At 63.7% G+C, this 12,101-nt stretch carries 13 protein-coding genes; 12 read left to right on the forward strand and 1 reads right to left on the reverse strand.

The annotated features are described in order from the left end of the window. Positions 1-19: 19 nt before the first annotated feature. Both mutL and DV706_RS09615 read left to right on the forward strand, forming a co-directional pair. Entirely contained in the window at positions 20-2,212 is a 2,193-nt protein-coding gene (mutL, locus tag DV706_RS09610) for a DNA mismatch repair endonuclease MutL (RefSeq protein WP_006064831.1), read from the forward strand. A gap of 97 nt (positions 2,213-2,309) precedes the next feature. Then, positions 2,310-2,519, forward strand: a complete 210-nt coding sequence (locus DV706_RS09615) for a hypothetical protein (RefSeq protein ID WP_006064830.1) — start codon at positions 2,310-2,312, stop codon at positions 2,517-2,519. Positions 2,520-2,631: 112 nt separating this feature from the next. On the opposite strand, the gene DV706_RS09620 is transcribed toward DV706_RS09615, so the two are convergent. Then, on the reverse strand, positions 2,632-3,906 hold the full coding sequence (locus tag DV706_RS09620; protein WP_006064829.1) for an MFS transporter: 1,275 nt from the start codon (positions 3,904-3,906) through the stop codon (positions 2,632-2,634). Positions 3,907-4,026: 120 nt separating this feature from the next. Between DV706_RS09620 and rtcA the strand changes: the two genes are divergently transcribed. The 10 genes from rtcA to DV706_RS09665 all read left to right on the forward strand — a co-directional run bounded on the left by rtcA (position 4,027) and on the right by DV706_RS09665 (position 12,056). After that, entirely contained in the window at positions 4,027-5,130 is a 1,104-nt protein-coding gene (gene rtcA, locus DV706_RS09625) for an RNA 3'-terminal phosphate cyclase (protein WP_006064828.1), read from the forward strand. Between the two features lie 149 nt (positions 5,131-5,279). Then, entirely contained in the window at positions 5,280-6,233 is a 954-nt protein-coding gene (gene kdgK1, locus DV706_RS09630; protein ID WP_006064827.1) for a bifunctional 2-dehydro-3-deoxygluconokinase/2-dehydro-3-deoxygalactonokinase, read from the forward strand. Positions 6,234-6,421: 188 nt separating this feature from the next. Continuing rightward, positions 6,422-6,649, forward strand: coding sequence for a hypothetical protein (locus DV706_RS09635; protein WP_006064826.1), 228 nt, complete (start codon positions 6,422-6,424; stop codon positions 6,647-6,649). A gap of 298 nt (positions 6,650-6,947) precedes the next feature. Next, a complete protein-coding gene (locus DV706_RS09640; protein ID WP_006064825.1) occupies positions 6,948-8,003 on the forward strand; it encodes a thiamine pyrophosphate-dependent dehydrogenase E1 component subunit alpha in 1,056 nt (351 codons plus the stop codon). Beyond that, on the forward strand, positions 8,000-9,013 hold the full coding sequence (locus tag DV706_RS09645) for an alpha-ketoacid dehydrogenase subunit beta (RefSeq protein WP_006064824.1): 1,014 nt from the start codon (positions 8,000-8,002) through the stop codon (positions 9,011-9,013). Before DV706_RS09640 ends, DV706_RS09645 begins: the two co-directional genes overlap by 4 nt. Next, positions 9,010-9,288 carry a lipoyl domain-containing protein gene (locus tag DV706_RS09650; RefSeq protein WP_006064823.1) on the forward strand — a complete coding sequence of 93 codons (279 nt, stop codon included), beginning with the start codon at positions 9,010-9,012 and terminating at the stop codon, positions 9,286-9,288. The genes DV706_RS09645 and DV706_RS09650 overlap by 4 nt, the downstream gene beginning before the upstream one ends. A gap of 111 nt (positions 9,289-9,399) precedes the next feature. Next, positions 9,400-10,569 (forward strand): hypothetical protein, encoded by a 1,170-nt coding sequence (locus DV706_RS09655; protein ID WP_136350853.1) that lies wholly within the window; start codon positions 9,400-9,402, stop codon positions 10,567-10,569. A gap of 217 nt (positions 10,570-10,786) precedes the next feature. After that, entirely contained in the window at positions 10,787-11,101 is a 315-nt protein-coding gene (locus DV706_RS22480) for an Hsp20/alpha crystallin family protein (RefSeq protein WP_394295347.1), read from the forward strand. A gap of 63 nt (positions 11,102-11,164) precedes the next feature. After that, positions 11,165-11,260 carry a hypothetical protein gene (locus DV706_RS22485; RefSeq protein WP_394349166.1) on the forward strand — a complete coding sequence of 32 codons (96 nt, stop codon included), beginning with the start codon at positions 11,165-11,167 and terminating at the stop codon, positions 11,258-11,260. A gap of 265 nt (positions 11,261-11,525) precedes the next feature. Further along, positions 11,526-12,056, forward strand: coding sequence for a GNAT family N-acetyltransferase (locus DV706_RS09665; RefSeq protein ID WP_006064821.1), 531 nt, complete (start codon positions 11,526-11,528; stop codon positions 12,054-12,056). Positions 12,057-12,101 lie beyond the last annotated feature (45 nt).

A 12,101-nucleotide genomic window follows, 5' to 3' on the forward strand; every position in this document is an offset into this window, starting at 1 on the left:
TTCACGAGCAGCCCGAGCTATGACCGGCGACCAGTCACTCGAGACCGACATCCACCAGCTTGATGACGACACCGTCGCCCGGATCGCCGCCGGCGAGGTCGTCGAACGCCCCGCCAGCGCAGTCAAAGAACTCGTCGAGAACAGCCTCGACGCCGACGCCTCGAGCGTCGACGTCACCGTCGAGGAGGGCGGCACCGAACTGATTCGTGTCGCGGACGACGGCGCGGGCATGAGTGAGGCTGATCTCCGAGCTGCCGTCCGCCAGCACACGACGAGCAAGATCGAGGGCCTCGAGGATCTCTCTTCGGGCGTCGCGACCCTCGGCTTTCGTGGGGAGGCGCTGCACACCATCGGCTCCGTCTCGCGGCTGACGATCGAATCCCGGCCCCAAAACGCCGACGGCGCGGGCACGAAACTGGTCTACGAAGGCGGTGAGGTGACGAGCATCGAGCCGGCAGGCTGTCCCGCGGGCACCATCGTCGAGGTCGACGATCTCTTTTACAATACGCCCGCTCGCCGGAAGTTCCTCAAGACGACGGCGACCGAGTTCGCCCACGTCAACCGCGTGGTCACTCGGTATGCGCTTGCGAACCCCGAGGTGGCCGTCTCCCTGACCCACGACGACCGCGAGGTGTTTGCGACGACGGGACAAGGCGACCTGCAGGCCGCCGTGCTGTCGGTCTACGGCCGCGAGGTCGCGTCGGCGATGATTCCCGTCGACGCCGACGAACTGCCACCCGGCCCCCTCGAGTCCGTCTCCGGGCTTGTCTCTCACCCCGAAACCAATCGCTCGAGTCGGGAGTATCTCGCCACCTACGTCAACGGCCGCGCCGTCACCGCCGATGCGGTTCGCGAGGGAATTATGGGTGCCTACGGCACTCAACTGGGCGGCGATCGCTACCCCTTCGTCACCCTCTTTCTCGAGGTGCCCGGCGACGCCGTCGACGTCAACGTCCACCCGCGAAAGCGGGAGGTTCGATTCGACGACGACGACGCCGTCCGCCGACAGGTCGACGCCGCCGTCGAGTCGGCGCTGCTCGAGCACGGTCTCCTTCGCTCGCGGGCCCCACGTGGTCGGTCTGCTCCCGGTGAAGCGCGCCTCGAGCCTGGGACTGTTCGAGACGGTACGGAGCCGTCAGCCGACGAGGCTGCCACACAGGAGACGTTCGCGGGTACGGACGACGCGGCCGCTGACGCCCCTTCGGAGACGACAGCTGACACCGCCTCGGCTGGCACCGACTCGAGCGAGACCTCGGCAGACTCCGATTCGGGCGACACGGCAGCGGTTGCGGAGTCGGATGGGACGACAGCGACAGCAGACACGAGCGAGGCGACGGCATCGACACCGTCCTCGAGTCGCCCATCTCGCGGCGACGAATCGACCTCCGGAACGCCCGACAGCCAGCCGACGATCGATACCAGTCGTGACGAACCGACGGCGTCCGCAGCCAGTTCGGTACGCGACGCGACTCGCTCGAGCGACGACTGCTTCTCGTCCGAAGGCGACCCGAACGCGACTCGTGAGCCGGATCGCAAGTTCGATGCTGGCACCGAACAGCAGACACTCACTGGCGATGTCGCGGCCGGCGACGAAACCGCGTTCGACTCGCTGCCGTCGCTGCGCGTGTTGGGGCAGTACACCGACACCTACCTCGTCTGTGAGACGGCCGACGGGCTCGTTCTAATCGACCAGCACGCCGCCGACGAGCGGGTGAACTACGAACGCCTCCAGCAGGCGTTTGCCGACGACCCCGCTGCACAGGCGCTGGCCTCGCCGGTCGACCTCGAGTTGACTGCCGTCGAAGCCGAGGCGTTCGAGAGCTACCGGGAGGCGCTCTCTCGGCTGGGGTTTTATGCTGATCGGGTCGACGACCGAACGGTCGCCGTGACGACGGTGCCCGCGGTGCTCGAGGAGACACTCGAGCCCGAACAGCTCAGAGACGTCCTCGCGTCGTTCGTCGAGGGCGACCGCGAGACGGGTGCCGAGACGGTCGACGCGCTGGCCGACGAGTTCCTCGGTGATCTGGCCTGTTACCCGTCGATAACCGGAAACACGTCACTGACCGAAGGGTCGGTCGTTGACCTCCTTGAGGCGTTAGACGGCTGTGAGAACCCTTACTCGTGTCCACACGGCCGACCAGTGCTCGTCCAGTTCGATCAGACGGAGATCGAAGACCGGTTCGAACGGGATTATCCGGGCCATCAGAGCTGATTCGACAGACACCGACTGTAGGCCTGCTGACGTTTGTGCGTTTTTGTCGGCTAATTCAAGCTGTTCGCTTAATCCCATCTCGACCGGAGTGGCTGTCATGAACGTCCCAACCGACCGGCTCTTGCTGATGCTCGTCGCTGCGACTGGGTTCGCCGTCGTCGCTGGCGGGTGGGCAGCAGCTCTCGTCCACGCCGAGGCAACCGGACTGGAAGAGCTCGTCCTCCGAGTGATCATCGGGGCTGTCTTCTTTGCCGTGCTGCTTGGCTTCTGGACCCTGCTTTCCAGTACGGACGAACAAACGGCGTGAGTCGTACTGACCACTCAGACGGCCGTCGATGTGACGCGCCGATTCGAACTGTTCGAGAGTGCCCCCGTTCGAACGGGACACACTCTCCCCCACGTCCTCGTCTCCAGGACCATCAGCGCTGTTCGTGGCGATAGAGCCAGATCGCACAGAGAAACGCAATCGCGCCAGCGGCTGTCGCAATAGCAAACGCGAGCTGGTAGCCGATTTCGGTGTAGACTCGGGTGCCGCCGACGAGGTCTCCGGCCCAGTAGTCATCGAGTGCCCACCCCATCGCTGTCGGAAGAGTCGCTGCCCCGAAAAAGCTCGCGCCGTTGATCGTTCCCGTCGAGAGCCCGCTTGCATTGGCTGGGTGGCGGTCCTTGACGGTCGCATACGCAAGCAGGAACGATCCCATCAACAGGCCACTGAGAAAGTACACGAGACCAACGACCGGCAGCGGTGGGTCGCCAAAGACGGCGATGATGCCCAGACTGCCCGTAAACAGGCCCCCACCGACGACGATCAACTCAACCCGCCGTTCGAGTCGATCGGAGAGCCAGCCGATCGCCGGCGGGCCGATCATGATGCCGACGCTGCCAAACAGGGTGAACACGGAGGCGTACGTGACCGAGACGTCGTATATCTGGACGATGTAGGGGACCCCCCAGAGTCCGAACAGGGTGAGGTTCACGCCGGTAACACAAAACAGCATGACGCTGACGACCCAGACCAACGGATCTCGAAGGATGTCCGAAAGCGACGTCTTGAGCTGTGCGTTCGTCAGTGTCGACTGTCCCGGAACCCCCTCGAGCGGGTCGAAGCCGGCTTGTGTCGGCGTGTCGCGTACGAGCGCGAAGACGACGACAGTAAACAGCAGGCCGACCACGCCAAAGCCACCGATCGCCGTTCGCCAGCCTGCGCTGTCGACGAGTATCGCAAGCGGTGTGGTCGCGAGGACACCACCAAACCCGGAGAACGCGAAGGTGAGACCGTTCATCGTTGCGAACTCGTCGGCGCGATACCAGTTCGCACAGAACCGAAGAATGCAAACGAAGATCACGCTGCCGCCGAGGCCGACGAGGCCGCGGGCCACGATGGCGGTGAGATAGCTGTCGGCGAACGCAAACCAGACCACGCCGACGTTCATCACCGCCACACCGGCCGTCGCCGTTCGTCGTGGTCCGATTCGGTCGGCGAGGATCCCCGTCGGGATCTGCATGATGGCGTACACCCAGAAAAAGATCGCGTGCAGTGTCCCCAGTTGTGCGCCCGTCGTCTCGAACGCGCCCATGAGTTCCTCGGCGAGGACTGCCGAGGAGAGCCGATTCATATTGACGAGCAGAAAGACGACGCCGAGCGTCGCCCAGAGGAGCCACCGCCGTCTGAGTGGATCCGCCCACAGTCGCATTCGGTGACAGTCTCCGCTGACGGAGTGAAAAACTTGGCCAAGCGGCACGCTGGGAACCGACGCCGCCGTGGAACCAGCCACACCACCAACGGTAGGGCACTCGAGACCGTATCGGCTGCTATGACTGCCGTACGCGAACTCGACGGGTCGGAGGCGGGCGGACAGTTCGTCCGGACCGCGCTGACCCTGTCGGTACTGGAAAACGAACCCGTTCGAATCGAGCACATCCGCGGGAACCGACCGAATCCCGGCCTCGCTCACCAGCACTTGGCCGTCCTCGAGACGATGGCCGAACTCTGTGACGCCGAGGTTTCGGGGGCGGAACTCGGCGCGGAGACAGTCACGTTCGATCCTGCTCTCGAGGCGACTGCGGGAGCGACGGGCTGGAACGGGCAGGATCGTGGCCAGCTCCCGGGTGGGGAGTACGCCGTCGATATTGGCACCGCCGGCAGCATGACGCTGTTGTTCGATACTCTCCTGCCGCTCACGTCGGTGCTCGACTCACAGCTTTCGGTGACCGTCACTGGCGGGACGGACGTCAAATGGTCGCCCCCACTCGACTATTTCCGCCACGTCAAACTCCCGTTGCTCCGACGGGTTGGGCTCACCGCCGCCTGCGATGTCGATCGGCGTGGATTCTACCCCGATGGCGGCGGCCGGGCGACGCTGCATCTCGCCCCCTCGAGCCTCGGATCGATCGACCTCGTGGAACGGGGACCGCTCGAGGACGCCCGACTGTATTCGGTCGAATCGGCCTCGCTCGCCGACCGCGACGTCGCTCACAGACAGGCCGAGGGCGCACTCGAGCGCCTCGCACTCGAGGAGCGTGGCCTCGAATGCAGTGAACGCCGCGAGGCGACCGTGACGAGTCCCTCTCCGGGCTCTGCGATCGTCCTTCGGCTCGATCATGGGACAGGGATTGCGGGGTTTTCAGCGCTCGGCGAACGGGGCACGCCGGCCGAACGCGTCGGCGAAGACGCCGCAAACGCCGCGAACCGATTCCTCGAGGCGGCGGACGAGCCAGCGTCGCCGGTCGACCGCCATCTGGCTGATCAGTTACTCGTCTTTCTCGCCCTCGAGGGTGGCCAACTGCGCGTGCCCGCAGTCTCGGACCACGTCGCCACGAGCTGTGCGCTCCTCGAGGCGTTTGGCGCAGTGGTCGACGTCGATGACACGCCGAACGAGACAGCGCTGGTGACGGTCGAATCGACGGTCGACGCGTAGGCGGGCGCTCGAGGCGTCTGCTGACGCGCCAGCTCCTCGCAGACACTCTAGGAAACCAACATAACGTCATAACTTATACGATAGCCGTTCGTTGGTCCGAGTATGACCGACGCACATCGCATCGACCGATACGTTCGGAGGGCCGAGCCGTGAGCGATCTCGTCACCTTCGGGGAGACGATGCTTCGCCTGTCGCCGCCGGACAACGAGCGCCTCGAGACCACGGTCGAGTTCGAGGTCCGCGCAGCGGGTGCAGAGAGCAACGTTGCGATCGCCGCGGATCGACTCGGCGCGACGGCGACCTGGCTCTCGAAAGTGCCGGAGACGCCGCTTGGCCGACGCGCCGTCGGCGAGCTCCGCCAGTACGGAATCGAGACTGACGTCGTCTGGAGCCACCGCGGCCGACAGGGAACGTACTACCTCGAGCGGGGGGGCAAGCCCCGCGGGACGAACGTCGTCTACGACCGGGAGAACGCCGCGATCACGACTGCAGAAGCTCGCGAGTTCGATATCGACCGGATACAGGACGCCCGCGTCTTCTTTACGACCGGCATCACGCCTGCGCTCTCCTCGACGCTCCGAGAGACGACGATGAACATGCTCAAAGCGGCCAAACAGGGCGGGACGACGACCGCGTTCGACTTCAACTACCGGCGCAAGCTCTGGTCGCCCGAGGAGGCCGAGCAGACGATGACGAAGCTGTTCCCGGGAATCGACGTCCTCGTGATCGCTGCCCGCGACGCCCAGAACGTCCTCGGATTCGAGGGTGACCCGCGCCAGCTCGCCCACAAACTCGGCTCCCAGCATAACTTTACGACCGTCGTCGTCACCTGCGGCGCAGACGGCGCTGTCGGCTGGCATGACGGAGTCGTCCACGAACAGGACGTCTACGAAACCGAGACCGTTTCACAGATCGGTACCGGCGACGCCTTTACCGGCGCGTTCATCGCCCGCCGACTCCACGGCGAGGACATCCCGACTGCCCTCGAGTACGCCGCGGCGACGGCGGCACTCAAACGGACGATCCCCGGCGACGTCGCGCTGGTTACCAAAGACGAAGTTGACGCAGTCATCGCCGAGGGCGGGACGGCGGTTTCCCGCTGACGACCGCAGGCAGGGTGCCCGACCGACTCGTTTTCGTCGCTCGGCGTCCAAAAGCGCTGTTCTCGTCGCTTCGACGGACGCATAGACAGCGCGAGTGTGGTACGGACTTTAGATTGATTTGTGAGATATGATCGGCAGTACAGTTTGGAACCAGAATAAACATATTTTGTAGAGTTGTAGACTAGTTTATGGATATCTCGAAACAAGTGCTAATTGAAAATCTCTTAGCGTCGCTGCGTTGGTTAGCAAATATCGCGTACTTGCTACTGACACTCGTTATCGCAGGATGGCTTGCAAACGCGGCTGGCACTATCTTTGGTGGAGGATATCTTGGAACAGCCGTTGGGTTTGTTGTGTTCGGTGGTGCGTTTCTTGGAATGATGCTGGTATATTACCTACTCTTTCTTAACGAGTGACTGATGCTTTTACAAGTCGATTGAATGTTTGGTTCGTAGATTAACGTGGGAAACAAGCGATGCTGCTGTGCTGCATCTATGCTCTGTATCGGTCACAGCGATTTCATCACATCTGTGACCTGCTCCGTTGGGAAGTGTGTGAACCCATGCTAATTTCTAGCAGTTACCGCCCTCGACTCGAGCGAACTGTCGACTCCGCCACCGGCGTATTGCTGGCTCCATCACCGGGACGTGACTGTCAGGCTGTGAGGCTGGTGAACAACGTTATACTAGCCGATGGGGTGTATGCGGACGGATCATGGGGACTGTCACCACCACACAGCTCCGGTCGATGTACGAGGATATGGTAACGGCGCGATACTACGAGGAGCGCCTGCAAGAGGAGTATATGGAGGGGAAGACCCCCGGATTTGACATCAGCGCCGGACCGATTCCAGGCGAACTCCACCTCGCGGCGGGCCACGAGGCAGCCGCGGCCGGCGTCTGTGCACATCTGACCGACGAGGATACCGTCACGGCACCGCACCGACCACACCACATCGCCATCGCGAAAGGCGTCGACCTGAAACGGATGACCGCAGAGATTTTCGGCCGCGAGACGGGGCTTAGCGCCGGCAAAGGCGGGCATATGCACCTCTTTGACCCCGACGTCAACTTCGCCTGCAGCGGCATCATCGCACAGGGCTGTCCGCCCGCCGTCGGCGCGGCGCTGGCCGCCATGAAGCGCAACGAATCCAGCGTCGCAGTCGCCTATCTCGGCGAAGGCGCGATCAGTCAGGGAGCCTTCCTCGAGTCGCTCAACCTCGCGAGCCTGCACGACCTCCCGGTAATCTTCGTCGTCGAGGACAACGACTGGGCGATCAGCATGCCCAAAGGGCGGATCAGCGTCCCACAGGACGGCTCAAAACGCGCTGCCGGATTCGACATGCCGGGGGTTCGGATCGACCACGACGACGCGACCGCGGTCTACGAGGCCGCCGCCGAAGCGGTCGGGCGCGCTCGAGACGGCAACGGGCCGACGCTCATGTCCGTACAGGTCCACCGCCGGATGGGTCATTTCATGGGCGATCCGGAGACGTATCGACCGGAGGCGGACCAACAGCGCCATCAAGAACGAGATTCCATCGAGCGACTGGCGGCCGACCTCGAGGCCGCCGGCGTCGACGAAGACGAACGGGAGACGATCCGCGAGGACGCCCACGCACGCGTCGACGATGCGATCGAATGGGCCAAAGATCAGCCCGAACCGGAGCCCGGGGCCGCCCTCGAGGACGTGTTCTCGAACCCGCCGTCGGGTGTAACGGACGAGGACCCGACGCCCGAGTTCGCCGGCAACGGAGGTGCGGACCGATGAGCGACGACGAGGGGCGACAGGCGACGATGAGCACGGCGATGGTCGAGGCCATCGCGACCGAGATGCGAGACAACGACGAGGTGTTCTACATGGGCGAGGACGTCGCCGACTACGGCGGCATCTTCGACTCGACGGACGGCCTCCTCTCCGAGTTCGGCCACGATCGGATCATGGACGTCCCGATCAGCGAGACGGCGTACATCGGCGCGGCGGTCGGGGCCGCACAGGAGGGGATGCGGCCGATTGCCGAGTTGATGTTCGTCGACTTCTTCGGCGTCTGTATGGACCAGCTCTACAACCAGATGGCCAAAAACACCTACATGAGCGGGGCGAACGTGAGCGTCCCGATGGTCCTGACGACGGCCGTCGGCGGCACGTACAGCGACGCAGCCCAACACTCCCAGACGCTGTACGGCACCTTCGCCCACTTGCCGGGAATGAAAGTCGTCGTCCCCTCGACGGCCTACGACGCCAAGGGGCTGATGCACAACGCCATCCGAGACGACGACCCGGTTGTCTACATGTTCCACAAGCGCCTGATGGGGATCGGCTGGATGCCGGCCCCCGACGGCCCGAAAACCGCCGTTCCCGAGGAGCCGTACACCATCCCGTTCGGACAGGCCGACGTCAAGCGCGAGGGGGCCGACGTCACCGTCGTCACGCTCGGCTTGCACGTCCATCGCGCGCTCGAGGCCGCAGCGAAACTCACCGACGACGGCATCGACGTCGAGGTGATCGACCTCCGGACGCTCGTGCCACTGGACGAGACAACGGTCCTCGAGTCTGTCCGAAAGACCGGGCGACTCGTCGTCGTCGACGAAGACTACCGCTCGTTCGGTCTCACCGGAGAGGTTATTTCTCGTGTCGTCGAGGCCGAGCCGAACGCCCTTGAGGCGGTCGAACGGCTCGCTGTCCCGGACGTCCCACTGCCGTACGCGCGCCCGCTCGAGAACAGAGTGATCCCTGACAGCGACGACATCGAAGACGCGATTCGGAATACCCAGTCATGAGCGACGATGGATCGCGCGTGGCGCTCGATTCGGCCGACTTCTGGCCTGCCGACGCGGACCAAGAGGAGGGGCTCGTCCTCGAGTGGTACGTCAGCGAGGGCAGTCAGGTCGCTGAGGGCGACCTGCTCTGTGAGTTTCAGGTCGAGAAGATCGATGTCGAGGTCGCTGCCCCGACGAGCGGGAGCGTCGACGAGATCGTCCTCGAGAAAGACGCGGAACTCGAGCGCGGCGACACGCTTGCCTACCTCACGCTCGATTCGGCCGCTACAGGCTGATTTCGCGGGCGTCGTCTCTCGTTTTCCGCAGCCAAAACCGGATGTGTGTTCGGACGTTTGGACGGTTTTGTCAGAATCTACTTTATAAGCCACTCGAATGTCCCGGGTACGATGACCCGAACTGTAGCTGTCTTCCTTGCAGTGCTCGTCACGACGGTGACCCTCTCGATCGCCGCCGCTGGCGGGGCTGTGGGCGCGTCACAGCCCGCCGAACCGATGGCGACGACGGATGCACAGGCCGACGGATACGCTGGCACCCACGTCGAATTCGACACCTCGAGCAACGCCGTCGTCGACTACCGCGTCGGCGGCCAGCCGGTGTTCGAGAACGTCACCGTCGAATCCCAGAGTGCCCATCACAGCCAGACCGGGATCGGTGCTGACGTCGGTCTCTCGGCCGTAACGAACCTCTCCGGAATCGGTCTCGAGATCGCAGCTCAGACCGAGACGCGGGCTGAGATCGCCACCGAGGGATCGGCGTCGCTGTCGGCCCACGACACCGACCGCGGTATCCTGACGGTCAACGCCGGCGAAGACGCCCAGTACGTCCAGCTGAACCTCTCCGAGGAGAGTACCGCCGAAGGCAGCGATGAGGGCGACCGCGTCCACGTCGAGAGCGGCGACCGAACCGGCGTCCTCCTCGTGGCCGGCGACGGCGCAGTTGCCGTCACTGACAACGGCGACGTCGCAGCCGACCTCGAGAGCGAGTCGACGCTGGTCTTTCGCTCGTACGACGACGGCGAGCGCAACGACAACGCCGTCGAACAGGAACGGCTGATTGCCAACGGAACGGCGACCGCCGAAGTCTACGCCGACGACCGTGACGGCGACCGCGTTGCAGACGTCGCAACCTACGGACAGGACGTCGCCGTCGAGACCCATGACGAGGCCGACGATCGCCTTGAGATGGCCGTCGAACGCGCCCAGCACGAGGGGACGGTCGTCATCGTCAGCGTCTCAGAGGCCGCACTCGAGGCCGTTGGCAGTGCCGACGACCTCGCGGTGACCGTCGACGGCGAGGCTGCCGTCGAAGCCGATTCGTACAGCGACCTCGAGGGCGGGATCGGCGAGGAGCCGCGCTACATGGTGACCCACTCGAGCGAGGCATCCGCAGCTGCCGACGTACTCGTCGCAGTGGACCACTTCTCGGAGCGCGAGGTGGCGATCCAGGGCGACACCGAGGACGGTGCTGACAGCAGCGAAAGCGACAGTGTGCCCGGCTTCGGCATTGCCGTCGCAATCGGTGCGCTGCTCGCCGCCGTCGGCGCACGCGTCCGGTAAGCTATCGTAGCCATTGGAAGTCAGTGCGTACCTGATCGCACGACAGCTGTGCGATCAGTGTGCAAACAGTTTCAGCTGTTACTATACTGCCGAGTTCCGACCGCGACTGCCGAAAGTCCGGAATCGATGCTTTTCACGCTATCTCGTTAATAACTGTGTCAGCATACGTCTAGAAACCGTTATTATTGTGGGACGCCTAACTGTTCTCCGATTATCTATGAGATCCTTTGACGAGATGAACCGCATGTTCCGTGAGATGGACCGCACCTTCGATCAGCTCCGATCGGCCTGGCTGTCCGAGTTTGCAACCCCTGGCCTCGAACCTGCCCTCGAGAGCGGGGCCGAACGCGAAATGATGCCTTCGATGTACGCTGGGGAGACGACGGCAACCCTCGAAGACGAGGGCGACCGCTACGTCTATGTGATGGACCTGCCGGGGTTCGAGAAGGACGACATCGACCTCACGTTCCACGACGGACTGCTGTCGATTCGCGCCCAGACCGACGTCGAGAAGGGCTCTGACGCGTATTGATCCGTCCGCTCGCGTCGGATCAGTCGTCAGGTCCCCGTCCCGAACGCGGTCGTCACCGACGAGATCACCGCCAGCTACCACAACGGCGTTCTCGAGGTACACTTGCCGATCGTTGACGACGACCGTGACGACCACGGCCACCACATCGACATCGAGTGAGTCGGCTGCGAGATTCGACCTGGCCGGTCTCTCTTCTGCAGCCGCCATCTGTAATGACGGTACAACTCGAAGCCAACATCGTACAACAGTCTTGGGTTTTGTTTCAAACGTATCAGTTACAGCTACTGAACCCTCACCACATCCAATGCGATCTCCGGGCTTGAGGAGACGCTTGACTGACCCTCTCTGGCACAATGACACCGTGCCGTATAGAAACTCAACGGCCGGCCACGCACTTTTCCCTCCCGAGGTGATACTGCTGTCTGTGACTCGAGTGGTCCGGCAGGCAACCACTGACGATATCTGGGCCGTCCACGCGACCGCGCGCCAGAGTTGGCACGCCGCGTACGACGACCTCCTCGGTGCCGACCGCGTCGACGACATCGTCGACGAGTGGTACGCGATCGGCGACCTCGAGTCGTCGATCAGCGACGCGAGCGGCCGCGCTGACATCGCGTTTCTCGTCGCCGAGGGCGCTGACGCTGCCGGCGACGGGTTCGCGGACGACTGCTATGGATTTGCACAGGTCGTCCCGTGGCCGGAAGACACTACGGTGGGGTATCTGACTCGACTCTACGTCCGACCGGACGTGTGGGGCGAGGGCGTTGGTACAGCGTTACTCGAGCGTCTCGAGGCGGATCTCGACGACACGTTCGAGCGACTGCGACTGGCTGTCCTCGTCGACAACGAGCGGGGGATTTCGTTCTACGAAGCTGCGGGGTTCGAACACGTCGCGACGCGAGAGACGGATCTGGCCGACGGCCTCGAGGAACGCGTCTACGAGAAGTCGCTCTGAACTCGCCCATAGAACGGCGCAGCGACTCGGAGCAGTTCGGGCAGT

It is taken from the genome of Natronorubrum bangense, from assembly GCF_004799645.1.
Classification (GTDB): Archaea; Halobacteriota; Halobacteria; order Halobacteriales; family Natrialbaceae; genus Natronorubrum; species Natronorubrum bangense.